We start from the raw sequence: 23973 nt of genomic DNA on the forward strand, positions 1-23973 counted from the left end.
TCGCGACGAACAGGGCGCGTTACGATCTCGGTCATGGCTCGCTCCAGGGGATACAGGCAGTTCTGCCCGATCGCGCTCGCCGCCGAGGTGCTGGGCGAACGCTGGACGGCGCTGGTGGTGCGCGAACTCCTGTGCGGCAGCCTGCGCTTCAACGACATCCAGCGCGGCGTGCCGCGCATGTCATCCGCGCTGCTGTCCCGGCGGCTGAAGGAACTCGAGCAGGCCGGCATCGTCAAACATCATCGCAGCGCCGACGGCCGGGCTGGCGAATATCGTGTCACCGCCTCGGGGCGAGAATTGCTGCCGGTGCTGGAAACGATGGGCAACTGGGCCCAGCGCTGGCTGCGGCACGAACTGACCGCACCGGAAAACCTCGATCCCGACCTTCTGATGTGGGACGTCAGGCGCCGCGCCGTCGCCCGCGAAGTGCCGCGCGACGGGCGCTTCGTGGTCCAGTTTCACTATGAGGGCGTGCCGGCCAGCCACCGCTTCTACTGGCTCGTCTTCGACGACGATGGCACCGATTTGTGCGTGAAGGATCCTGGTTTCGAGGTCCGTCTTCTTGTCCGGACACACATCCGGACCATGTCCAGAATCTGGCTTGGTCACCTCGACCTCGGCGAAGCAATCCGCAGTGATAGGCTGCGCCTTGAAGGTTCGCGTGCCGACATCGCCGCCTTCCGCAGATGGTTCGCGCTGAGCCTGTTCGCCGAGGTCGGCCGCCGCGAGGTTGCGGCAGCGGCGAGCTAGCGGACCGGCCGCATCGTCCGATCGCACATCGCCTTCACGGTATCCTCAAGCAACGCCATTCCGCCCGGTTGCCAGCCGAGCGCCTCGAGCTTCTCGGTCGCCATCACATTGAGCCCGGAACGGTCGCCGGCGGGCGGCAGCTCGAAATAACTGCCGGTCACACGATTGACGTCGGCGAGCAGGTCGCGGCGGTCGAGCACGATGTCGGAGACGTTGAAAACCTCAGCCGCCACGCTTTCCTGATCCGCCTCCAGCGCCACCCGCACCGCCGCGCCGACATCTGCCCCATGGACCTCGCTCGCAACGCGCGGCGCAATCGTGTTGCCGGTCAGGAAATCCTCGAACAGGCCGGCCCATTTGTGGGTCTTCCCCAGCCCGCCCGGTCCATAGACCCCGGTGACGCGCAGGGTGACGCCGGCAAAGTCCTCGCCGGAGAGACCGGCCAGCGCCCGCTCCGCCTCGCGCTTCACTTGCCCGTAAAGCGTGTCTGGAAGTGGCGGCGTATTCTCGGTCAACGCCGTGCCCGGCGGCTGGCGGCCGTAGACGGCGCGGCTCGAAAGGAACACAACGCGCTTCACACCGGCACGCTTTGCCTGCTCGAACAGCGCGATGCTGCCGTCTGCGTTGAGGCGGCGGAATGTCGTCGGATCGTCGCCCTCGCCACCACGATAACGTCCGGGCAGATGGTGAAAAGCGGCATGGACGAAGTGGTCGATGCCGGCGAAAGCGCGTTCCTGATCGCGGTCGGGATCGAGTGAGCCCTCGACGAAGCCAACCTCGCGCGAAAAGAAACCTCGCTGCGGCGCGGTACGGCCAAACACTGCGACGACGTGCCCGGCATCGAGAAGGGCCTCGACGATGAAGCGACCGACATAACCGGTGCCGCCTGAGACGAGTACGGAGGCCACGGTCAGCGCGCCTCTTTCACTGGGCCGGGCAGGTCCTCCAGGTCGGGGATTTGCCCGCCGTCGAAATAAGCCTGCCACAGCTCGATCAGCGGCCTCAGCCGCTCGGCTTTCGGATGGTCGGTCTCCCAGGGTTTTTCATACTGGTAGTGGATCACCGACAGCGAGTTCCAATCCCACAGTTCCGGCAGGTTGAACCAGACATATTGCAGCATGTTGCAGAAGATCGGCAGGCCGTGCCAGTCGGGAAAGAAGTGCTGCAGGAAGCTCTGGTCGGTGCGCGGCCAGAACGCGTCCGGTGCGTCGAGCACCGTCAGCATCCCGTCAAACGTCGCCTGCGACGGGCAGGCGACGAAGACACCCGAATTCAGCCGGTGGAAATCGCCGAGGTGCTCGTAGACGTTTGGCGCGGCGGAGAACTCGGGATAGAAAAACAGCTTGTCGATGTTTTTCACGACCAGCGTGTCGGCGTCCAGGAAGACGACCCGGTCGTACTCCGTCAGTTCCCAAAGCCGCAGCTTGGCGAAATTGTCGAGCGGTGTGTGAAACGCCGGCTTGCGCCCCTTGGTGAAGGGATTGCGGCCGTGGATCTCGCGTTTCGCGTGGCGTGCATTGAATGCGTCCGAGGTCGGCAGCAGGTCGACTGCTCGCGGCATCGCGCCCATCGCCGCGACGTGCGCGAGTTCGGCGGCGCCGACTCCGCCAGTGTGCATGACGACGATATCCGCCTTGGTTCCGCTATGCCTGAGCGAGCGTACCAGCGCCGTAGCACCCTTGGCAAAATCGGTATTGGTGACGAGGGTTACGTAGGCGTTGCGGCCAGTTCCCTCCCCCTCGAGTGGAGGGTGGCCAAGCGCCTGAGACGATCGGCCGGGTGGGTTCGTTTCGGCAGCGCTCTGGATGGAGGACCCTCCCGGCTCGCTTCGTTCGCCACCTTCCAGTCATGGGGGAACTGACGTCAACTGACCTTCTTCAGCCGCTTGCCCTCGGGATCACGCTCAACGGTCGGCGCGATGTCCTTGGTCCAGGCGGAGACGGCCGCAATACGGCTGCGGTCGACGCGATAGGCGAATTTCCTTGCTACGTCGATCACTTCCGACAAAAGCCCCTCTTCGAGCGTCGTCGGGTCGAGCCCGAGGTCGAGGAACTGCTCATTGTGGACGACGAGGTCGTTTTCGGCCGCTTCCTTGCGCGGGTTCGGCAGATAGGCGACCGTGCCGCCGGCAATCCGCGCCACCATCTTGGCGAGATCGCGAACCCGGTGCGTCTCGGTCATCTGGTTGAAGATCTTCACCCGCTCGCCGGCCTTCGGCGGGTTCTTCAGGGCCAGTTCGATGCAGCGCACCGAATCCTGGATGTGGATGAAGGCGCGCGTCTGGCCGCCGGTGCCGTGCACGGTGAGTGGATACCCGATCGCAGCCTGGATCAGGAAACGGTTGAGCACGGTGCCGTAGTCGCCGTCATAGTCGAAGCGATTGACCAGCTGCGCATGGCGCCGCGTCTGGTCGGTATGTGTGCCCCAGACGATGCCCTGGTGCAGGTCGGTGACGCGCACGCCATCATTCTTCGCGTAGAACTGGAACAGCAGCTGATCCAGACATTTGGTCATGTGGTAGATCGAGCCCGGATTGGCCGGATAGAGGATTTCCTGAGTCACCGTCTCGCCGGCCAGCGTCTCGACCCCGACCGGCAGATAACCCTCGGGGATCGCCGCTCCGACATTGGAATAGCCATAGACGCCCATTGTGCCGAGATGAACCAGATGCGCGTCGAGCCCGGTCTCGACCATCGCGTTCAGCACGTTGTGCGTGGCGCTGACATTGTTGTTGACGGTGTAGTTCTTGTGCCGGTCGCTTTTCATCGAATAGGGCGCGGCACGCTGCTCGGCGAAGTGGATCAGGGCGTCGGGCCGCTCGTCCGCGAGCCAGCGCTTCAGCACCTCGTAATCTCTCGCCAGGTCGATCAGGTGGAAATGGATCCGGCGCCCGGTCTCCTGATGCCAGATACGGGTGCGCTCCTGGATCGAATCCATCGGCGTCAGCGACTGCACGCCGAGTTCGGTATCGATCCAGCGCCGCGAGAGATTGTCGACGATATGAACGTCGTGGCCGAGCTGAGAAAGGTGCAGCGCAGTGGGCCAACCGACGAAACCGTCGCCGCCGAGAACCGCAATCTTCATCGAATCGATCCCTCTCTTGGACGTCGCCGCGTGCCTAGCCGGCATTTATGACAGGAATTGTACGCCGTCGAAACGAAAGCGCCGCGGCGGCCCGGCCAATCGAAAAGGCCGGCCCCAGCGGGACCGGCCTTGCAGGAGGTTCGGGTTCGAGAAGCGCTACTCCGCCTTGTTGATCTCGACCGCGCTCGTGGTGGTGTCGTCGACGGTGATCATCACCTTGTCGCCAGCCACGACGGTGCTCAGGTCGACCGCCTGGTCGGCCGTGTAGCTGGTGCCATCCTCGAGCGTGATGGTGCGGGTCGCCGGGTCGACCGACTGTACCGTTCCCTGCACTTCGGCTGCATAAGCAGCGCTGGCGAGAAACGCGGTGGCGGCGAGGGCTGAGAGGATCTTCTTCATGACGTTTTGACTCCCGTCGTTCGTTGTCTTGCCGGTCAGGCTTTCCGTGTTTCCGTTGCCCGAGCGAGGAAAGCCCGCCGACACCCGGAAGCTAGGCGCGTCCGGTCGGCTGTCGCAAATCAACAACAGTGAAAGAAATAAATGATTTCAACGACTTGTTTTCGCCACATTGCCGTCCGTCCGCCTCGTTGAACGCCGCCCGGGGCGTGCAAGCGCTGATTTTCGCGACCGCGCGGCACGACCTGCCCGCCACAACCGTCGCAACTTTGCCGAAATCGCCTGCAACCGAAATCACACGGCGTGAACGGGCCGGTTGCCACTGCTAAATTCGCGTTACGCAGGATTTCAGCCACGTGAACGTCGCGCCGCTTGTGGAGGCGCGCAATCAGGAAGCGTCCTCGAGCCAGCCTTCGTAGGATATCAACAGGCCGGTGAGCGGCAGCGATATTCGCACCGAGAAGCAGAAGCGACCGTCTTCGTCGACGGACTCGCGCGTCTCGCTGCGCGGGACAAGGAAGGACGGCAGCCGAACCCCCGCGAACGACCCGCCGCCGACGGGATAGCTCAACGTACTGTCGGCAAGAGCAAGGTCGATCTCAATCGACACCGGTCCGAAGCGCTCCCTGACCCTACCCTTGCCGTCGCTGGCGCTGCGTCTGAGAACGGAACGAAATCGCTGGCGCCCGAAGTGTCGCGTCCAGATCTCGGCTGCTCCGTCGCGTTCGATCGATACCGTGACCGGAAGATCATCACTGCTTTGCGGCAACCCGAAAGCCAGGCACAGCAGTTCCGTCAGCGGCCCCGAACCACGGCGAACCCGGCCCCGCCCGACGAAGCGCTTATGGACACGCGCGTCGTGGACCGCGCGCAGCGGCGCCGGCAGCCGGTTGAAGTCAGGCCCTAGGGCTTCGCGGAAGAGCGGCGTTTCCCGTTCTCGACTGATGACGGTAGAGACCTGCAGCCCGGCCATCGCCTTGGTCGCGTCGTCCGGATCGATGTCATCGAGACAGGGTCGCGCTCCGGCCGTCAGCCCGCCTCGCAGTGCCTTGCGCACCAGAGCCCTCGCTGGGACGGCTGGAATGAAGGGGCCGTCGCCGGCCTCGGCAACGAGTTGCCACTCACGCCGTTCGACGTCATCGCCATCACGCACGAAGGCGCGCACGACCATCGCCCCGCGATCGCTGCCGAACTCTTCAAGCGGGCGGGCCAGCGCTGTCAGAGGGCGCGCCAGTGCCGTTAGGTCCCGTATCGCGCCGGACCGCACGAGCAGCCCGAGCCACCACAGCCCCCGGTCGATCAGGCCAAGTTCCAGTCCTGCCCGAAACTCCACGTTGCGCGCCGCGAAGCGCTCCGGGAAGAGGGCAATGTCAGGCACGCAAAGGGCGCGGGCGCGTCGCCGCAAGGGCAGCCCAGACTTGGTCCAAACGTTGTAAATCCTGCCCTTCCCCCAGCCCGTCGTCATTGTTGGTTGGCCATGGCGGAAGACGGCGACCTGTCGCCCGACCTGCGAAAGGATGGCGTGCACCACCGAGCGGCCGCGCGGAACCCGGTTGCCCGGCAGGATAGCGGTTTCGATCAGATCGATGGCGGCGCCCTCGGGAACGAGCGCACGTACGGCGGCCGCCGACAGCGCCGGCACGCTGCTCACTCCCGAGACCGCGGCCACGCCGTTGTCGCAGGCAAAGGCGTCAAGCGAGCTTATGCCGGCAGCGAAGCCGGCATCATCGGCGAGGTCGAAATAGTGTGCTCCGGCCTCGATTGCGGTACGCGCGACCCGATAGGGATCGTCGCCATAGGCCTGGAACGGCCCAGCCGCATCGATGACGATCGCCGGGCGGAGGCCGTTGAAGACGTTGGCAAGATCGCCGTCGCGGTCGATCGCCAGAGGTCTGCCGCCATGTTGCTCGCAAAAGGCACGCGCTTTTGCCAGACTTCGGCCGGCGACCACGATGTCGGCCCCGCCATCGGCCAGGAGCAGGCGCGCCAGCCGTCCTCCGAACACGCCGTAGCCTCCCAGAATCACGATTCGCGGCAACTCGGTCGTCTCGACGGGTGCAAAGGCGGGAATGTCCGTTTCAGGCCGGGCCGGGCAGCGGCGCGCCCTCGGCGAGCGCCTTGAGCGTCCGGTAAAAGGTCGAGGTCAGAAGCTCTTCCGGATCGTAGGCGCGCTTGTTGGCAAGGAAAAGCGGCAACTCGGGATAGCTCTTGAGCAATTGCTCCTTGGTGTAATGCAACTGGTAGGGCAGGAAGAACCGACCGCGGTGGCGCAAGGTGAGGTCGATGAGGTCGCGCGTCAGCTTGCGCATCGCCGCGTTGCCGGCCTCGTCAGCGGATTGGTTGATGTAGAGCACCAGCGAGAACGCAGGCTCGCGCGCATAGGAAAGCGCGATGTCCTCGCCGTCTACCACCCGCACCGAAGCGTTGAGCACGGGCAACTCCTGCGCGGCGAGGATCGCCCGCGCATCGTCGATAAAGCCGTTGTATTCAGCGCGCGGTACGAAATATTCGTGCAGGATGTCGGTCTCGTCGCCGAGATCGTTGAAGAGATACGGCACCGAATCGTGCATCGGGTTGTTGCGCGACACCAGGCATGCCTCACCCTCCCCCATCGCCGCGGTCCGCGGCACGGTGCAGGCTTCGAACTCGGGTTCGAGGTTCTTTTCGGCGAACCATTTGAAGCGCTGGAAAAGGTCGCCGCGCTTGGCAAGGTTCATGATCAGCCGCTTGAGCCAGACCGACCCTGGCGCCCCAAGCGCTGGCATGTCGGGCGGCGCCTCTTCGGCGACCGCGTCGTAGCGGTAGACGATCATGTCGTCGAGAAAATTGCCCGGTGCCGTCGAAAGGTGGCCATAGAACAGGCCCGGTCCGTTCTCCCCTTCGAGTTCCCGCTCGAAAAAACCTGGAAAGTCCTGTGAGCGGATGATCGCGCGCGAGGTCTGGTAAACGGCGTTGGGCACGATATCCAGGGTCGCCGACAAGATGACGCCGAAGAGGCCGTAGCCGCCGACGACGTGGCGGAAGAGATCGGCGTTGTGGTCGCGCGAACAGGCCAAAACCTCGCCGTTTGGCACCATCACCCGCATGGAACGCAGACTTCCGGCGAGTGCGCCTGCATTGTGATCCATTCCGTGGGCATTGACCGAGATCGAACCGCCGACCGAAAAGATGTCGGTCGACTGCATGGCCTTGACCGCGAAGCGCGGATGCAGCCGGTTCTGGATGTCATGCCAGGTCGCGCCGGGTTGCACGGTCATGGTGCGCGCCGCTTCGTCAACTTCGACCTTGTTGAAGGCGAGCATGTCGAGCACCAGCGCATGGTCGTCGAACGCGTGCCCGCCCATCGAGTGCCGGACTGCGGCAACCGACACCTTGAGCTCGCTCTCGCGCGCGAAGGCAAGCGCCCGGGCCACATCCTCCTCGCTCCTGACGCCAACCACACCATAAACGGGCGTGCGCGACAGAGCGCTGGCATCGTTGAGGCTGCCGCCCCGCGACAGCCAGGGAAGGTCGGTATCGTGGGGCGGCGGGTTCAGCGGCCGCGGGCTGGTCAGCGTGATCCCGTCAACGTCGGCGATGCGCCCGGCGTCCTTGGCGCCGGAGGGCGCACGCGCGAGCCTGGCCAGCGTCGTCCCGCCCCATGCGACGGCGCCCGCCGCGACCGCGCCCCCGAGAAGGAAGCGCCTCGACATCCAGAACCGTCCGCGTGCCACGCCCGCCTCCCTCGCTCGGATTGCCGGAAACGGTTAGAGCGGCTTTCGCGTGCGAGTGCAACCGGGACGCGGCGCGAACGAAAAAGCCGGCCCGAGGGGCCGGCCAGTTGGTGATATCGCCTGTTGTTGCCGTGCTACATGGCCTTTTCGAGCGCGGTGATGGTCGAGGTTGCTTCGTCGAAGGTGAGCTTCACCCTCGTCCCGGCCGCGACGCCGTCGAGCGAAACGTCGTCGGCCGCCTTCAGCGTGGTGCCGTCCTCGAGGATCACCATGCGGGCTCCTTCGTCGACCGACTGCACCACACCTTCCGCGTCGATCGCATAGGCTGCGCCGATCGCGGCAAGCAAGGCTGTGGCGGAGACCAGAATCGTCTTCATAAGGGTTGTTCCTTCCTCGTCGATAATCGGATCCGGACGGGGCAACCCTTCTTGGGGGAATGCCGGGAAGCCCCGCCGGACGACGCAAGAGCTACGCGCCACGAACCCGGTTCGCAAATCACGTTGGGTGTGTTTTTTCAACATATTCAATGGCTTGAAAAAGACACAATTGGATGCCGGACACCCAGCGACGGCATCGCCCGGGTGCCTCGTCGCCGCAAACACCGCAATTTCGGCGCCATCCTTTTGTCCCGATCGATCTCGCCGCGGATCACGAAAGCATCCACAACGGCAAGGCCAGCTTACGGTTTTTGACGACCGGAAATCGCTCCCGGCTGCATTCAGCGCTTCCGGTGGGCTGACCTCGCGAGTTCGATGAACTCTTGCATGGGCACCGCCGCGACGACCTTGGCGACGGCCTTCAGGTCGAGGTCATCAAGTGCCCTGAACCGCACACAGGCCTTGCCCATGTCGAGCTTGCGCCCGCTCTCGGCAAAGGCCTTTCTGAAGTCGGGCTCGAGGGCTGGACGGCAATAGAGCCCGCAAAGATAAAGCGCCATATGGCGTTTCTGGTTCGCAAGCGCGGCGAGCATCGGTGGTTTGCCGTTATATGTCTTGCCGCTTGCCGCCAGCGGCACCTCGTAGCTGATCATGCCCCAATTGACCGCTTCCAAGTAGCCGTCCGGCAGATGTTCGAGAACGACCGCGCGAACCGCCTTCAGCGCCCGGCGGCGCTCCGGTGGCATTTCGCCGAGATAGCCGGCCACCGCATCAGCTTGCCTCTCTCGCCTTTCGCCCGATTGTCCGCGATGCGTACGATGCCCTGCTCTGGTCGCGACATCCAGGACCGACGTTTGGAATCCCGCCGGCACCGATTCTTGACCGTCGCCTAACACGACGTGTCGCATTTAGGCTGCAAGTGACACCGATACGCAACGAAGCCGGCAATAATCGCTGCCAATTTTGGAAAAAAAGGATACACCGCTAGCGGCAAGCTGCCGAATCGGCTTCGGCGGCGATGGGAGAACGTTGCCCAGGCGTGATCCCTGCACGAGTGATGACGCAGATGAGCAAGCTACGGTCGACCCCAGCAAATGACCCAACCCGATGCGTTCCCGCACGAAGATCTCGTCCGGAGGATGGAAGGCATTCAGAACCGCTACGATGCCTATGACGTTCTGCAGGAGATCTGTGGCAACACCGGCTTTCGCTACGGAGCCGTCATTGCACTGCCGCCCGAACGCGACCAGCGTCTGGCTGATCATGTCCTGCTCAGCAACTGGCCGGCTGAATTCATCCGCGGTTATGACGAATCTGGCCTGCTGACGACGAGCCCGACCTTCGCGAGCGCCCGCCGCGCCGTCGCACCCATCACGTGGTCCTGGCAGGCGGCCTCGCGCCGACGCAACAAGGCGGACGAAGGCCGCGCCCGGGATCTTTTCAAGGATTTCGGGATTCTCAACGGTGTGATCATTCCGGTCGGAACGGCGCGTGGCCCCAGGCTGACCTTCTGCCTGCTTGGCGAGCGCGGCCTGCCCGTCAGCGGCGAGATCGCATCGCTGCTGCTGTTGATGACGCACTTCGCGGAGCGACTGCAGGTGATCTTCGACGACGTCGACGGCGAACCGCCGGCCAAACTATCCGATCGCGAGCGGCAGTGCCTGGTGTGGACATCGGCGGGCAAGACGAGCACCGAGATCGGCGCGATCCTCGGGCTGTCCGAGCACACCGTCAATCAGTACATTACCTCCAGTTGCCAGAAACTCGGCGCGGTCAATCGAGCCCAGGCTGTCGCAAAGGCGATCCGATGGGCTCTCATTGACTGACTAGGCGAGCCCGTCGGCGGGAGGACAGGGAACTCCTCTGAGCCCGTCCGCTTCCCAAAAGGAACCCGAGGTTGCAAACCGGATGTGCGCAATGTCGCTCCACGGGCGGGCATTCACAACCGACTCGCGTGCGGGGAACGATTGCGCATCTGCTGGGCGGCTTCCCGGCAATTTTTGTTTCCCTGCAGTCTGTTTCCCGGCAAAAAACGAAATTCCGTTTCATCAGCGTGTCTGGCGAAGCGGGGCAATTGCCGCCAGGGTCTGCTCCGGCGATGCGCGTCAGGATTGAAATCCGCGCGCGATCCATTACCTGCCCGTTATCGTCGCTGCCAGGCCAGACCCGACAGCGCCAATCGTCATGGTCCCGCGCCCTGGACCGAACCCGAGCCCGCTTGCATGCAACCCGCCTTGAAATCGTCCCGGCAGGACTGGGACTGGTTTTGCGATCGTCTTGATCGTCTCGCCAACATGGTCGACGCCTATGATTTCCTGCGCGGTCTCACCGACGAGGCCGGCTTCCGCCATTTCGCCGCCCTGAAGATGCAGCATGACGGCGAAGGCGGCCTGTCGCGCCAGTTGATCTTCACAAGCCTGCCGGAGACGGTCATTCGCGGCTACGACGCAGCCGAGAACGCTCTCGGCTCAGCGCTGCGAACCGCCCGCCCGTTTACCTGGCAGCACATCGGCAAGACGACAGCCGACCCCCAGCAGGCGGATGACCACGGTCGAGCCGTGCTGGCGCGGGCCGGCATTCGCATGGGATTAGGCATCCCGGTCTTCTCGTCTGGCTCAGCCCGCGGTCTGGTCGCGTTTGGCGGCGATCGGCCCTTGCCAGACATCGACGAGGTCGGACGTCTCTCGCTTGGCGCGATCGGCCTGTTCGACCGCATGATGACACTGGACAAGCCGATACCGTCGATGTCCGAGCCCCGACTGACCATGCGTGAACGGCAATGCCTCACCTGGATCGGCGCCGGCAAGACCAGTGTCGAGATCGCCGCCATCCTCGGTCTGTCCGAGCACACGGTAAACCAGTACGTCACGTCGGGGTGCCAGAAGCTGGGCGCCGTCAACCGCGCCCAGGCCGTTGCCAAGGCGATACGCCTGCGCCTGATCGACTAAGCGCTTCCTGGCGAACGTCGGCCCGCGCCGCATCGGCACGACCGGGCGCGCTCTCTGGATGATTCACAAGATCGGCGCAGGAAAACCTGCGCGGCCAGCGACCATAGGGGTGGGGTTGAGCGCTGGCCGCGCATCCCGGGTTCAGGGAAGAGCTCTCACTCCTGATCCCGTGGATTTGGGGGTGCCTCCCCGTGGGGTGAGGTGGCGGACCCTTGCAAGATGTTGCGATATTTTTTGCCGCGTTGCGATTACGTCATGACACCATATCGGCATCGCAGTGAGTTCCGGATTTGCGCAAGCCTGTGCCCCGTTGCCCGCCAACCCGGTTTCAGCCTCCCTCTCCTGAGTCCGGACAGTATCGTAAGCGAGGGGCGCGCGTTGGAAAACTCGGGCGATCTTGGATGCGAATTTTAAGGATAAAGTTTTAAGCGAATTTTCAACCTTGCGCGCCCGTGCCAGGTCGTTTGGGAATGAGAAATTGCTACAGCCTTGAGCGTGCGGTCGGCGCCAGCCGGCGCAATTCCGGCGGGCCATCGAGTATATCGGCATGCAACGCCGCCGCGGCCGCTACCGCGGCAACACCGCGATCTAGCGCCCATTCACTGGCAAACCGCGCAATCAGCACCCATACCAGTCGATCGTGAACCGAGAGCCGCGGCCAATTGTTCGGCGCGTCTTCCTTCCCCAGCAAGGCGAGCACGTCGCCTTCGGCGCCGGAACACGCGGCAGCAATCTCGCCGACGATTTCGCCATCTGGCGCGCAAGGAAGAATTGCTGCCAGCAACAGCCGCTGCGTCCGGTCGCTCGCCTGGAACGTCGGCGGCTCCGCGAGGGGGCGCAGCATATGCACATCGTCGGAGGAAACCATGGTCGCGTTGGCCGCTGGGCCGTGCTCGGTCCAGACCGGTCCGCCATAGAATGCCGTGAGGCCCGCCGCCCGCTCCTCCATCGAGGCAAACCCACGCAGCCAGACGAAACGGTCCGGATCGTCGAGGTCGCGGAACTGGCCGATCACCCGCATGCCGCACGCCTCTTGGCTCTCGATGAACTGGCTGTCGAAGAGCTCGATCAGCGTATCGCGCGCGCCTGGACGAAGCTGATACTGACGCAGTTCGATGACACGCGTCCTGTCGTCATTAGACATTCACACCTACTCCAGAACATATTCAAGGACGCTCCAAACGCGCCGCGGCATGCCGTAACACCCACGTGCTGACAGCCTGCCGTCATGAACATGCGGACCGTCCGCCCTTTCCAAAGGTGCGAATCTCGCGCAAGGTCTGCCCATGCCGACAATCAGAGCCTGCCTCACTGCCGCCATGCTGATCGCCGCCAGCCAATCCGCCCATGCCGAGTGGCGTTTCGACAACGGCGTCGCCATTGGCACGCCGCGCTCGACCAACAGCACGCTCGAGGCCGTCGTCGTGGCCTGCGGCGATCCTTTCCAGCTCGAGCTCTATTCCCGGGACGACGGCCCGGTGCTGCCCGAAAGCGGCGGCACCGCCGACTATTTCTACACACCGGGCAAGATCGTCGCGAGCGTCGATGATCACGACTACCCGCTGGTCGCGGCCGGCTCGGATATCGCCGTGGTGCTGTTCTCGGAGGGAACCGTCGCGGAAAACCATCTGGCACCGGTTGACCGCCAGTTGGTGGAGGCGATGCGCGACGGCGCTCGCCTCGCACTCCATTTCGACATTACGCCGGCCAACGCGGCCGACGGATCGCCCTACGAGACCTTTGCGATCATCCCGCTCGAAGGCGCCGGTGCCGTCCTTGATGCAGCGCTCGTGGATTGCCTTTGAATCGTGCCCGAACTTCTGCTCTTGCGCCACGCCAAGTCGAGTTGGGACGATCCGACGCTCGCGGATTTCGACCGGCCGCTTGCCCAGCGCGGCCGAAGGGCGGCTCACGCCATGGGCAAGGAAATCCTGCGTCGCGGCTGGGTGCCCGATCTCGCCATCGTCTCGCCGGCGCTGCGGACGCGCCAGACCTGGCAACTAGTCGCTGACGCACTTCCGGCCCTCGATACCCGTTTTGACGCAACGATCTACGAGGCCGGCCCGCAGGCGATTCTCGCTGCGATCCGCAACGCCGATAACGACTGCCGTCGCTTGATCGTTGTCGGCCATAACCCAGGCATGGAAGACCTCGCGGCGATGCTGGCCAACGCCGGCACTGATGCCGCAGCTGTCGACCGGCTGCGCACCAAATTCCCGACCGCGGCACTCGCCCGCTTCGCCTTCGATGGTATCTGGTCGGACCTTGCAGCCGGCGGCGCGACCCTCACGCATTTCCTGCGGCCGCGGGATCTGAAATAGTCCTCTATCGCCCCAACTCCTCCGCGAGAATGTCGTAGACGATGCGAATACGGCGACTGGTGCGCAGCTCGCGATGCGTCACCAGCCAATACGGTATCGACGTTACGTCCAGTTCAGGCAGCAGCCTGATCATGCCGGGCGTCTGCTCGGCCACTTCCCGCAGCATGAAGGTGAGACCCAGCCCGCGCTTGACCAGTTCCCAGACGACGAGGCTGTTCTCGCTGATCAGTTGGAAATTCTCGGCACTGACCGGCAGCCCCACCGACACCAGATGCTCGACGAAACGGCCGTCGGCATCGAAACCAACGAAGCAGGCGTCGGCGAGATCAACTGGCGCCTCGGGCAGTCCGTGCCGAGCGACCCAGTCGGGCGAGGCATAGAGGCTGGCCGTGGTCTCGCGGACGAGCCTGCCGATCAGGTCCGGCTGCTCCGGACGCACATGGCGGATGGCGATGTCTGCCTCGCGCCGACGCAGGTCGCTGAGCGCATTGGAGGCAACGATCTCAAGCACGATCTGCGGCGCATCGACCCGGATGCGCTCGACAATGTCGGGCAGGACATGCACGGCGATGCCGTCGCTGGCCGAGATGCTCACCCGACCGGCAATGGTCTGCGACCGGCCCGATGCCGCCAGCGCCATCGCGTCTGCGGCTTCGCGCATCGCCCGAACATGGTCGAGCAGATCGTGTCCCGACTCCGTCAGCACCAGCCGCTTGCCGACCCGTTCGAAGAGGGTCACGCCCATCTGTGCCTCCAATGCCGCCACCTGACGCGATAGCGTCGGCTGGGTCAGGCCCAGCTTGCGCGCCCCCGCCGAAAGCGAGCCCGTCTCGGCCGTCGCGTGAAAGGCGCGGGCCTGATTCCAGTCGAAATCACTCATACGAAATCGTATATATATCTTCCGTATTTATGCAATTTTCTTCCGATCGGTTTGTGCTAAATCGCCGCCCAAGGAGACACGCCAAATGTCACAGACCCTGCGGGACGAGCGCTTCTGGGATCGCCTTGCGCGCAAATATGCCAAGGATCCGATCACCGACATGGCCGGATACGAAAAGACGCTCGGCCGCACGCGGACCTATCTGCACGCCGGCGATCGGGTGCTGGAGTTCGGCTGCGGCACCGGCACCACGGCGCTGAAGCTCGCGCCTCATGTCGGTACTTACGTCGCCACCGACATTTCCGGCGAGATGATTGCCATCGCGCGCGAAAAGGCCACTGCGGGTGGCGAAGGCCGTGTCGATTTTCAGAAAGGCACGCTGGACGATGCGCCCTGGGAAGACAGCTCGTTCGACGCCATCCTCGCCTTCAACGCGGTTCACATGCTGACGGATGTTGCGGCCGGGGTCGCCGCCGTCAGGCGCCTGTTGAAGCCTGGCGGCTTGTTCGTCTCCAAGACACCCTGCCTGGGCGACGCCAACATCCTGATCCGCATGGCGGTGCCGGTGATGCAAATGATCGGCAAGGCACCCTCCGTGAGCAGCTTTACCGCCGCACGGCTGGAAAACGTCATCACGGACGCCGGCTTCAGCATCATCGAACGCGCCCGCCATGGCAGCAGGGGCATGGACATACGGCCATTTATCGTGGCCCGTCGCGACTGAACCCCTGCTGACACCCTCCTGTCAGGACCGGCGCCGGCCTCGGTCAAACCTTGCCGCTCGCCCTTCCCTTTCCGGCGGACTCTCTCCATATTCGCGCCATGGCCCGATCCCCCGGAAACAAGGCGCCGCGCAAGCAGGCTGGCGAGGAGCGTTCCGCGCGCAAGCGGCGTAGCCCGTTGACCGACTTCATGGACGCCGCCGAACCGCTGGACCGCGAAGGCGGCTTCGGCGAAGCGCCGCAGCCGGAGCTCTCGGGCGCCCCGCTTTCCGGCCCGGTGTCGGATTGGGCGCGCGATATGGAACGGGCCGCCGAAGCGGAAGCGCGCCAATCGGAAATGCGCCGTATCCGCTCCGAGGCCGGCAAGCACCGCGTGCGCGCGGGCGACACCGAGGAGGCCAAGCCGGGAAAGGGTGCGAAGAAGATTCCGGAGCGCTCGGCCGCTCCGACCAAAACCGCGCGCGGCACCTCGATGGGCGGCGCGGCTTCGGCAAGGGATCGCGCCGCCGCCGGCCTGATGCCGGTCGCCGGGCTCGACGTGACCCTCGAAGACGCGGCCTCGCTCGCCAATACCGGGGTTACCGCGACGGTGAAGGCGCTGGCCGATCTGATCGAGAGCGGCAACCCGCTGCACAAGCACGGCCAGCTCTGGACGCCGCACCGCCCCGAGCGGCCGGAAAAGTCCGAAGGCGGCGTGCCGATCCGCATGGAGACCGAATACAAGCCGTCCGGCGACCAGCCGACCGCGATCCGCGACCTTGTCGAAGGTGTCGGCACCCATGACCGCACCCAGGTGCTGCTCGGCGTCACCGGCTCGGGCAAGACCTTCACCATGGCCAAGGTGATCGAGGAGACGCAGCGCCCGGCGCTGATCCTGGCGCCCAACAAGACGCTGGCCGCTCAGCTTTACGGCGAGTTCAAGCAGTTCTTCCCGGAAAACGCGGTCGAATATTTCGTCTCCTACTACGACTACTACCAGCCCGAGGCCTACGTGCCGCGCACCGACACCTATATCGAGAAGGAAAGCTCGATCAACGAGCAGATCGACCGCATGCGCCACTCGGCGACGCGTTCGCTGCTGGAGCGTGACGACGTCATCATCGTCGCTTCCGTCTCCTGCATCTACGGTATCGGCTCGGTCGAGACCTACACGGCAATGACCTTCCAGATGCAGATCGGCGACCGGCTCGACCAGCGCCAGCTTCTCGCTGACCTCGTCGCCCAGCAATACAAGCGCCAGGACATCAACTTCGTGCGCGGCTCGTTTCGGGTGCGCGGCGACACCATCGAAATCTTCCCGGCCCACCTCGAGGACCGCGCCTGGCGCGTTTCGTTGTTCGGCGACGAGATCGAGTCGATCACAGAATTCGACCCGCTGACCGGCAAGAAGACCGGCGACATGAAGTCGGTCAAGATCTACGCCAACTCGCACTATGTGACGCCGCGCCCGACGCTGAATCAGGCCGTGAAGTCGATCAAGGAGGAGCTGGCCCACCGCCTCGACGAACTGGAAAAGGCCGGCCGCCTGCTCGAGGCGCAGCGGCTCGAGCAGCGCACCCGCTTCGACCTCGAGATGCTGGAGGCGACTGGTTCCTGCGCCGGCATCGAGAACTATTCGCGCTACCTCACCGGCCGCAGGCCGGGCGAGCCGCCTCCGACCTTGTTCGAATACGTGCCCGACAATGCGCTGATCTTCGTCGATGAAAGCCATGTCACCATCCCGCAGATCGGTGGCATGTATCGCGGCGACTTCCGCCGCAAGGCGACGCTGGCCGAATACGGCTTCCGCTTGCCGTCCTGCATGGACAACCGGCCGCTGCGTTTCGAGGAATGGGACGCCATGCGCCCGCTCACCGTCGCCGTGTCGGCGACGCCGGGCGGCTGGGAGATGGAGCAGGCCGGCGGCGTCTTCGCCGAGCAGGTCATCCGCCCGACCGGCCTCATCGACCCGCCGGTCGAGGTGCGTCCGGCCAAGAGCCAGGTCGACGACGTGCTCGGTGAAATCCGCGAGACCGCGGCGCGCGGTTACCGCACGCTCTGCACTGTGCTGACCAAGCGCATGGCCGAGGACCTCACCGAATATCTGCACGAGCAGGGCGTGCGCGTGCGCTACATGCACTCCGACATCGACACGCTGGAGCGCATAGAGATCATCCGCGACCTGCGCCTCGGCGCCTTCGACTGCCTGGTCGGCATCAACCTGCTGCGCGAGGGCCTCGACATTCCCGAATGCGGCTTCGTCGCCATCCTCGACGCCGACAAGGAAGGTTTCCTGCGCTCCGAGACCTCGCTGATCCAGACCATCGGCCGCGCCGCGCGCAATGTCGACGGCCGCGTCATCCTCTATGCGGACACGGTCACCGGCTCGATGGAACGCGCCATGGCCGAGACCGAGCGCCGGCGCGAGAAGCAGCTCGCCTGGAACGCCGAGCACGGCATCACCCCGGAAAGCGTGCGTTCGCGCATCGCCGACATTCTCGATTCCGTCTACGAGAAGGATCATGTCCGCGCCGACATTTCCGACCGCGCCGAGGAAGGCGCTCTGGTCGGCCACAATCTGCGCTCGCATATCGAGCATCTCGAAAAACAGATGCGCGACGCCGCCGCCGATCTCGACTTCGAGCAGGCCGCCCGGCTGCGCGACGAGATCAAGCGCCTGCAGGAGACCGAACTGGCGGTCATGGACGACCCGCTTGCCCGCGACACCGGCATCGCCAATACGAAGAAGAGCCGTCGCGACAAGGCCAGGGGGCGCGGCGACGATCGTTCAGGCCGAAGTGCTGCGCCGCCCGCCGGCGCCCCCGAGGCAACTGCCTCACAAGACGGAAGGTCCGGCGGCTATTTCGCCAAGCCGGAGCTCGACGAGATGGGCTCCAGCGGCGACCACGCGACACCGGCAGGCGCCGTACCGCGCTCGCTGTTCAAGAAGCAGAACCATCGCGAGGCGCATGGCTCGGACTACGGCACCCCGGATGACGGCAGCGGCGGCAAGGGCTCGCTGTTTCGAAAGAACACGCTCGACGAGATGACGGTACGGCGCACCGAAAAGCCGGCCGGCGGCACCCCGCCCTCACCACCGGAGGATGCCAGGCCGGTCAGACGGCACCGCGCAGGCGCCGGCTCTTACGAAGAGGCCGCCGACGAGCGCCGTGCCCGCCGGTCCAAAAAGACCGGCCGGCCTGGGAGCTAGGCGGACAATATTGCCGCTCAAAGTTCCCGCGAGCATGCGGTCGTTTCAACGACGGTGATCCCACTTCCCATTTCCGTCAGGAAGCTGCAATGCTTGCTCCCTGCAACCATGGGAGGAAGCGTCATGACACCGGCCGAGACCGTCAGGCAGATTTATCAGGACTACTCCGCGCGCGATATTGCCGGCGCGCTCACCCATTGCGCCGACGACATCTGCTTCCAGTGGATCGCCGAGCCTTCTCAATCGCGCTACGCGGGGACATGCGCCGGCAAGGATGCGTTTCTGGCCCGCCTGATGCAGCTTGATGCCGATTTCGAATACCTGTCCTTCGAGGCGATCTCCATCCTCGCCGATGGCGATCGCGTCGCCGCCGAAACGCGCATGCGTTTGCGCCGACGGACGACGGATGAGGAAGTCGAGGTCAACGCGGCCGACTTCTGGCTTTTCAGGGACGGAAAGCCGGTCGAAATGCGCGAATATTACGATACCGCGCTGATTGCGTCGGTCCTTTAACGACCGGACGAACGGTCCGGCAAAGGCCAGGTCCGCCTACGGCGGAAACAGCAGCGCCACGCGATTCGCGGACGCGCCGTTGCTCCGCGCACTTACCGGCACCAGCCGGTCCGACCGTTCGCCCCTGAGCCGGACCACCGGCGTCAGTTCGTAACCGAGCAGGCGCCCCGCGCGGTCGACGTCCACCGAAAGCATGCCCGAAAGCCGGGTCGGCCAGGGCTGCCGTTCGTGCAGGCATCCGGCAAGGTCGCCGATCCCGTAAGCAATCAGTGCATCGTCAACCCTTTCGAGTGGCTGCAGCACATGCGGGTGGCTGCCAACGATCAGCGTCGCCCCCTTCCCGGCAAGTTCGCGGGCCAGCCGCCGGGTCTGCGGTCTGGGAAAGTGCCGGAACTCCCAGTCCCAGTGCGGCAGGACGCAGGTCAGGCCGCCGCGCGCCGCCTCCTCCCTAACCACCCGCCAGTCGTCCGGTTCGAGCGCATCCTGCAAGGCGACGTGACGGCGGTAGGCCGCGTCGCCGCCGTTGCGCCATCGGGTGAAGGCGACCAGCGTGATGTCGACCAGTCCGGCGGACACCGTGAGTGTCGGGACCGGTCCGGCCATGCCCGCACCGACGCTGCGCACGCCCATGGCCTTGAGATGATTGAGGGTCTCCGCCAGTCCGACCGTACCCTGGTCGAGGATGTGATTGTTGGCGAGGCCGAGCACCAGACGTTTGGTCTCGACACCCAACGCGGCCAGCAGGCCGGCAAGGTGGTCCGGCTCTATGGCATGTCGCAGCCCGCTCCGGGTCGCGAGGTTGCGTGGCCGCCGCATTACCGGTCCCTCGCAATTCGCGACGACGAGATCGGCGGAGGCGATCAGTTCCCGGAGCGTCGGATCGCAGGCGAGCGGTCTGGCGTTCGGGGTCGCACCGAGATCGCCGAGAACCACGATCCGCGCCGCCGGCTTGCCCGCTCCATCGTCGATCTTCGCCCGCAACGGCGCCCGGTCTAGCCCTTCGCCGCCTCGCAATGAAGGCCAGACCAGCCGAAACGGCCACGAGACCACGTAGCGTGGCGGGAAATTCGCCATGCTATTGCGGCCGCGTTAGTATCGATTTGGACCACGCGACGGGTCTTGCGATCACGAAAGACAACGGACCCAGCCCCCCACCCTTTCGGGCGAAGGCATAGCAAAGCGCGCGTGCTGCGCACAGCTTGTTGTTCGGGACAATGTGGAACGGCCGTCGGTGCCGGCGAACTGCGGAAGGTAGTACCGAGGCCCGGACGCGCCACACCGGCGGTCCGAAGTGGAGGCCTTGACGACGGTCAGCCGTCGAGGCCGGCCTGGACGAGATCGAGTGGCTGGCGCGGGCCGCGTTTGTAGGCGACCAGCACGCGCTGCTCGATCGCGGCGCGGCGGACCCTTTCGCGCGCCGAAACGCCGAGTTCGGAACACACCGCTTCCACCACCTCGCGGATGGCGTCGCGGGCTTCGCTCGGTCGCGGCGGCGCCGGCACGGGCCGGCGAACCGTCGTCTGGGTGGGGCGTGACATCTCCTGGGCCTCCTGTCGGGCCGGCTTCTATGGCCGGTGAACCTGCTACTCTGGTCATTCAACGCGCAGATTGCGGAAACGGATCGGCAACGGCGATCAATCTTTGTTCCGTTGCGTTACGATCCGGTGACGCTCACGCGTTGCGCACATCGGCCTTGTCGCGAAACCATACATCTTTGCCCGAATTCCGTACAGAACGCCCGGCCGGCGCCGGATTCATCCTCCGTTAAGGCTCGCCCGCGAAGTGTCGGGCTCAGCGCGGGCATTGTGAGGTGCGCCACCTATATCTGCGGGGGAACGAGGAACCGATCATGCCGGCAGGCCCGTCGACGACAGCTTTCCTGGCGTTCATGTTGGCCGGCGGCGCGGTTGCCATGCCGCCGCCGGTCGACATCACGCCTGCACCTCGCGGCCAGCTATTGCTGGCCGGCGGTTGCCACGACAGCGTGCGCCGCCATTACGTGCAGGAGTTCCGCCAGACGGTGCCGCACCGCCACCGGCAGCGCGATTGTGCTCCTGTCGCCACCGGAGCGCCTGAAACGGCCAAACCGCTCGATTGCCACCGCGACGCGCGCCGCCACTACGTGCCGGGCGCCGGCATGCTCTATCACCGCCACGTCGGCGGCAACTGCCGCATCCGCGAAATCAGGCGTTCCGGCGAGCCTTTGCCCAACGATTAGGCAATCTCGGCGCCGGACCTGCCGTAACGTAAATCTGCCCTTGCCGTTCACCCGAAAATGGGGGACAACTGCCGCATTCGGGCATTTGCCGGCCCGGAGACTGGAATAGCATGCCCCGGTCTTGACTTGCGCCGATGGCGTCCGGGTGGATCGCGAAACGAGAGGGCCCTTGGCACCGCCCCGGCGTGGATCCGACTGTTTCTTCTCCCCCAGTGAACGGCCGATGACGTGCGGGGCATGGCTCCGCAAGGGAACTACCTGACGGGAGAAAGGAGATTCCGATGGGTCAGATGACCGGGACCGTCAAGTTTTTCAACCATGCCAAGGGCTACGGCTTCATAACGCCCGACGATGGCGCCAAGGACATCTTCGTGCACATCTCAGCCGTGCAGGCCTCCGGGCTTCCCGGTCTCGAAGACGGGCAGAAGGTATCGTTCGACACCGAGCCCGACCGCCGCGGCAAGGGTCCGAAAGCGGTCAATCTCGTGATCGCCTGACCGGCACCCCAATAGTTTCAGGTCGCGGGGCCGCGTGTCCCGCACCGGCCAGTCTTGCCGCTACCCGCGGCGTTTCGCGACGACGAGCCTGAACGTCTCGTTCAGCCCGCGTTCAGCCGCACTGACTTATCCATTCGCAAGCGCCCGGCCCTCTCCGGACCGGCATCCTTCCCAGGAGCATGCGAATGAACCGTTTCCTGAAATCCGTTCTTGTCACGACCACCGTCGCCGCGACGACGCTCGTTCCCATCATCGAGGCGAGCGCCGGCGAGCGCTGGCGTCAGCACCGCCCGCGCCATCCCGAACAGCACCATCGCGAACAGGCCAAGGACGACTTGCTCGCCGCCGGTATTCTCGGCCTGGTGATCGGCGGCCTCGTCGTCGGCGCCATCAGCGCGGCCGAGAGCGAGCCCGACTATGTCATCGACGACTATCCGGACGTCGATTATTTCCCGCCGGCGCCCGGCAAGCGCTATCCGCGCCCGCAGGTTGTTTATGCCGATCAGCACGCCTATGGCGGCCTCGAGCCATGGACGCGCGAATGGTTCGACTACTGCCGTAACCGCTACCGGTCGTTCAACGACCGCACCGGCACCTTCCGCGGCTACGACGGACAGGACCATTTCTGCGTCGCCAACTGACCTCCAGGCCGAACGCTTTAGCCCCGCCTCCCTGGGCGGGGCTTTTTTTCGTGTTGGCGCCAGGGGCGTGCGGTCAGGTCAGGAACGGATTGCTGCGCCGCTCGTCGCCAAAACGGCCGCCGGGACCGTGGCCGCAAATGAAGCCGACATCGTCGCCGAGCGGCAGCAGCTTTTCCTTGATCGAGCGGATCAGCGCCGTGTGGTCGCCGCCGGGCAGGTCGGTGCGCCCGATCGAGCCGGAAAAGAGCACATCGCCGACATGGGCGAAATTGGCTGCCCGGTTGAAGAAGACCACATGGCCGGGTGCGTGGCCCGGGCAATGCAGGACCTCGAATTCGTGCCCGCCAAACGATACCCGCTCGCCTTCCGCCAGGAAGCGGTCGGGCGTGCAGTTGCGAACCGGATCGGCCAGCCCGAACATCTGCGCCTGGCTCTCCAGGTTGAGCAGCATCTGCCTGTCGCCTTCATGCGGCCCGATGATGTCGACGCCCAACGCATCCTTGAGGTCCATGGCGCCGCCGGCATGGTCGATGTGGCCGTGCGTCAGCCAGATCGCGCCGATCTTGAGCCCGTTCTGCCCGATCGCCTCGATGATGCGCTCGACCTCGCCGCCCGGATCGACGACAACGCCTTCCTTGCTCTCGGTATCGAACAGGATGGTGCAATTCTGCTGGAACGGCGTGACTGGAATGACGCCGGCATTGAGCTGTCCCATTGAATTCCCTTCGGCTTTGTCGGAACACCCTTAGTGATCGCGTCCCGGGCCGTCTACCCGCGACCGCCCCGCATCGGGAGAAGGCAAATGGATGTTGGCGAGCCGCGTAACGTTCGGCTGTTTTCCTACGGCACCTTGCAGAAGCGGGAGGTCCAACTGGCCAGTTTCGGCCGCGCCCTTGAAGGGAGCCCGGACGCCCTCGTCGGGTACCGGCGCGAGATGATAGCGATGGCCGACCCCGCCGTCGTGGAACTGAGCGGCGAGGCTCACCATCCGATCGTGGTTTTCACTGGCGATCCGGGTGACACGGTCGACGGGACCGTCTTTGCCATTACCGCAGCCGAACTGGTCGCTGCCGACAGCTACGAAGTCGATGACTACCAGCGGGTGGAGGCGCAACTGCGTTCCGGCGCGACCGGCTGGGTTTATGTTCGCGCCGAGCAGCGGCGCGATTGACGGCAGCCGATCCTCTGGCGGCGCTGGCCCGGCCGTTCAGCCCGCGCCTTCAGACAGCACCGGCACGAACAGAGTGTGCTTCAGCCGGTTGAGGGCGACGCTGCTGCGGAATTCGCGGATGACCTCGTTGTCATCCATCATGCGCCGGGTGAAGCGCTCGTAGCTTTCAAGGTCCGGCGCGGTCACCACCAGCACGAAGTCGGTTTCGCCGGTGACACCCCATGCGGACTGCACTTCCTCCGCCGCGATCAGCCAGCGCTTCAGCCCTTCGGTCAAGGCCGACCGTTCGCGTTCCAGCATCAGTTCCACGATCACCGTAACCCGGTTGCCGGCCGCCTTGGGGTCGAGCACGACACATTCGCCGGCGATGACGCCGGTCTCGCGCAGGCGCGCGATCCGCCGCTGAACCGCGGAGGCCGACAACCCCACCTCCTCGGCAAGCGCTTCCAGTTTCACCCTGGCATCACGCTGCAGCGCGTCGAGCAGAATGCGGTCGGCCGGATCAAGGGTTGAGTTGAGGTTCATGGAAACGCGCGTCAATGACATCAAGAG

Annotated in this window: 26 protein-coding genes; 12 read left to right on the forward strand and 14 right to left on the reverse strand. The window is 64.9% G+C overall.

Features of this window, described 5'->3' with window-relative positions; all coding sequences use genetic code 11:
* The first annotated feature begins 33 nt into the window (after positions 1–33).
* Positions 34–750 (forward strand): winged helix-turn-helix transcriptional regulator, encoded by a 717-nt coding sequence (locus FQ775_RS11565; RefSeq protein WP_146300651.1) that lies wholly within the window; start codon positions 34–36, stop codon positions 748–750.
* Here FQ775_RS11565 and FQ775_RS11570 read toward each other — a convergent pair.
* The 8 genes from FQ775_RS11570 to FQ775_RS11605 all read right to left on the reverse strand — a co-directional run bounded on the left by FQ775_RS11570 (position 747) and on the right by FQ775_RS11605 (position 9087).
* Positions 747–1658, reverse strand: a complete 912-nt coding sequence (locus FQ775_RS11570) for an NAD-dependent epimerase/dehydratase family protein (protein WP_146300652.1) — start codon at positions 1656–1658, stop codon at positions 747–749. The two genes, FQ775_RS11565 and FQ775_RS11570, sit on opposite strands and share 4 nt — an antisense overlap.
* 2 nt (positions 1659–1660) lie before the next feature.
* Entirely contained in the window at positions 1661–2557 is an 897-nt protein-coding gene (locus tag FQ775_RS11575) for a glycosyltransferase (protein ID WP_146300653.1), read from the reverse strand.
* 56 nt (positions 2558–2613) lie between these two features.
* Positions 2614–3834 carry an NAD-dependent epimerase/dehydratase family protein gene (locus tag FQ775_RS11580; protein WP_146300654.1) on the reverse strand — a complete coding sequence of 407 codons (1221 nt, stop codon included), beginning with the start codon at positions 3832–3834 and terminating at the stop codon, positions 2614–2616.
* A gap of 156 nt (positions 3835–3990) precedes the next feature.
* On the reverse strand, positions 3991–4233 hold the full coding sequence (locus FQ775_RS11585) for a DUF1344 domain-containing protein (protein WP_146300655.1): 243 nt from the start codon (positions 4231–4233) through the stop codon (positions 3991–3993).
* A 385-nt stretch (positions 4234–4618) separates the two neighbouring features.
* Positions 4619–6256, reverse strand: a complete 1638-nt coding sequence (locus tag FQ775_RS11590; protein ID WP_256378217.1) for a saccharopine dehydrogenase family protein — start codon at positions 6254–6256, stop codon at positions 4619–4621.
* A 52-nt stretch (positions 6257–6308) separates the two neighbouring features.
* Positions 6309–7943 carry an FAD-binding oxidoreductase gene (locus FQ775_RS11595; RefSeq protein ID WP_246730329.1) on the reverse strand — a complete coding sequence of 545 codons (1635 nt, stop codon included), beginning with the start codon at positions 7941–7943 and terminating at the stop codon, positions 6309–6311.
* Positions 7944–8077: 134 nt separating this feature from the next.
* On the reverse strand, positions 8078–8320 hold the full coding sequence (locus tag FQ775_RS11600; RefSeq protein WP_146300657.1) for a DUF1344 domain-containing protein: 243 nt from the start codon (positions 8318–8320) through the stop codon (positions 8078–8080).
* Between the two features lie 341 nt (positions 8321–8661).
* The gene (locus tag FQ775_RS11605; RefSeq protein WP_206064868.1) at positions 8662–9087 is read right to left on the reverse strand and encodes a DUF1801 domain-containing protein; all 426 of its coding nucleotides are present in this window, start codon (positions 9085–9087) and stop codon (positions 8662–8664) included.
* A gap of 327 nt (positions 9088–9414) precedes the next feature.
* On the opposite strand from FQ775_RS11605, the gene FQ775_RS11610 reads away from it, so the two are divergent.
* Positions 9415–10146 carry a helix-turn-helix transcriptional regulator gene (locus FQ775_RS11610; RefSeq protein ID WP_146300658.1) on the forward strand — a complete coding sequence of 244 codons (732 nt, stop codon included), beginning with the start codon at positions 9415–9417 and terminating at the stop codon, positions 10144–10146.
* A gap of 396 nt (positions 10147–10542) precedes the next feature.
* On the forward strand, positions 10543–11268 hold the full coding sequence (locus FQ775_RS11615; RefSeq protein ID WP_146300659.1) for a helix-turn-helix transcriptional regulator: 726 nt from the start codon (positions 10543–10545) through the stop codon (positions 11266–11268).
* Between the two features lie 481 nt (positions 11269–11749).
* Here FQ775_RS11615 and FQ775_RS11620 read toward each other — a convergent pair whose 3' ends face one another.
* Complete coding sequence (locus tag FQ775_RS11620; protein ID WP_146300660.1) at positions 11750–12412, reverse strand: NIPSNAP family protein; 663 nt, start codon at positions 12410–12412, stop codon at positions 11750–11752.
* A gap of 142 nt (positions 12413–12554) precedes the next feature.
* Between FQ775_RS11620 and FQ775_RS11625 the strand changes: the two genes are divergently transcribed.
* Positions 12555–13073: a hypothetical protein gene (locus FQ775_RS11625; protein WP_246730330.1), complete on the forward strand. Its 519-nt coding sequence runs from the start codon at positions 12555–12557 to the stop codon at positions 13071–13073.
* Between the two features lie 3 nt (positions 13074–13076).
* Positions 13077–13589 (forward strand): SixA phosphatase family protein, encoded by a 513-nt coding sequence (locus FQ775_RS11630; RefSeq protein WP_146300661.1) that lies wholly within the window; start codon positions 13077–13079, stop codon positions 13587–13589.
* A gap of 4 nt (positions 13590–13593) precedes the next feature.
* On the opposite strand, the gene FQ775_RS11635 is transcribed toward FQ775_RS11630, so the two are convergent.
* Complete coding sequence (locus FQ775_RS11635) at positions 13594–14469, reverse strand: LysR family transcriptional regulator (protein ID WP_146300662.1); 876 nt, start codon at positions 14467–14469, stop codon at positions 13594–13596.
* An 85-nt stretch (positions 14470–14554) separates the two neighbouring features.
* Between FQ775_RS11635 and FQ775_RS11640 the strand changes: the two genes are divergently transcribed.
* The 3 genes from FQ775_RS11640 to FQ775_RS11650 all read left to right on the forward strand — a co-directional run bounded on the left by FQ775_RS11640 (position 14555) and on the right by FQ775_RS11650 (position 18894).
* Positions 14555–15193 carry a class I SAM-dependent methyltransferase gene (locus tag FQ775_RS11640; RefSeq protein WP_146300663.1) on the forward strand — a complete coding sequence of 213 codons (639 nt, stop codon included), beginning with the start codon at positions 14555–14557 and terminating at the stop codon, positions 15191–15193.
* Positions 15194–15291: 98 nt separating this feature from the next.
* Complete coding sequence (uvrB, locus tag FQ775_RS11645) at positions 15292–18381, forward strand: excinuclease ABC subunit UvrB (RefSeq protein WP_146300664.1); 3090 nt, start codon at positions 15292–15294, stop codon at positions 18379–18381.
* 123 nt (positions 18382–18504) lie between these two features.
* Positions 18505–18894, forward strand: a complete 390-nt coding sequence (locus tag FQ775_RS11650) for a nuclear transport factor 2 family protein (protein ID WP_146300665.1) — start codon at positions 18505–18507, stop codon at positions 18892–18894.
* A 36-nt stretch (positions 18895–18930) separates the two neighbouring features.
* On the opposite strand, the gene FQ775_RS11655 is transcribed toward FQ775_RS11650, so the two are convergent.
* The gene (locus tag FQ775_RS11655) at positions 18931–19968 is read right to left on the reverse strand and encodes a CapA family protein (protein WP_146300666.1); all 1038 of its coding nucleotides are present in this window, start codon (positions 19966–19968) and stop codon (positions 18931–18933) included.
* 236 nt (positions 19969–20204) lie between these two features.
* Entirely contained in the window at positions 20205–20432 is a 228-nt protein-coding gene (locus FQ775_RS11660) for a hypothetical protein (protein WP_146300667.1), read from the reverse strand.
* 311 nt (positions 20433–20743) lie between these two features.
* Here FQ775_RS11660 and FQ775_RS11665 point away from each other — a divergent pair, with 311 nt between their 5' ends.
* The 3 genes from FQ775_RS11665 to FQ775_RS11675 all read left to right on the forward strand — a co-directional run bounded on the left by FQ775_RS11665 (position 20744) and on the right by FQ775_RS11675 (position 22250).
* Complete coding sequence (locus FQ775_RS11665) at positions 20744–21112, forward strand: hypothetical protein (RefSeq protein WP_146300668.1); 369 nt, start codon at positions 20744–20746, stop codon at positions 21110–21112.
* A 281-nt stretch (positions 21113–21393) separates the two neighbouring features.
* Positions 21394–21609, forward strand: a complete 216-nt coding sequence (locus FQ775_RS11670) for a cold-shock protein (RefSeq protein WP_146300669.1) — start codon at positions 21394–21396, stop codon at positions 21607–21609.
* Positions 21610–21794: 185 nt separating this feature from the next.
* The gene (locus FQ775_RS11675; protein ID WP_146300670.1) at positions 21795–22250 is read left to right on the forward strand and encodes a BA14K family protein; all 456 of its coding nucleotides are present in this window, start codon (positions 21795–21797) and stop codon (positions 22248–22250) included.
* A gap of 73 nt (positions 22251–22323) precedes the next feature.
* Here FQ775_RS11675 and FQ775_RS11680 read toward each other — a convergent pair whose 3' ends face one another.
* The gene (locus FQ775_RS11680) at positions 22324–22965 is read right to left on the reverse strand and encodes an MBL fold metallo-hydrolase (protein ID WP_146300671.1); all 642 of its coding nucleotides are present in this window, start codon (positions 22963–22965) and stop codon (positions 22324–22326) included.
* An 87-nt stretch (positions 22966–23052) separates the two neighbouring features.
* Between FQ775_RS11680 and FQ775_RS11685 the strand changes: the two genes are divergently transcribed.
* A complete protein-coding gene (locus FQ775_RS11685) occupies positions 23053–23421 on the forward strand; it encodes a gamma-glutamylcyclotransferase family protein (protein ID WP_146300672.1) in 369 nt (122 codons plus the stop codon).
* A gap of 36 nt (positions 23422–23457) precedes the next feature.
* On the opposite strand, the gene FQ775_RS11690 is transcribed toward FQ775_RS11685, so the two are convergent.
* A complete protein-coding gene (locus tag FQ775_RS11690) occupies positions 23458–23946 on the reverse strand; it encodes an Lrp/AsnC family transcriptional regulator (RefSeq protein WP_146300673.1) in 489 nt (162 codons plus the stop codon).
* Positions 23947–23973 lie beyond the last annotated feature (27 nt).

Source organism: Nitratireductor mangrovi, assembly GCF_007922615.2.
Classification (GTDB): Bacteria; Pseudomonadota; Alphaproteobacteria; order Rhizobiales; family Rhizobiaceae; genus Mangrovimarina; species Mangrovimarina mangrovi.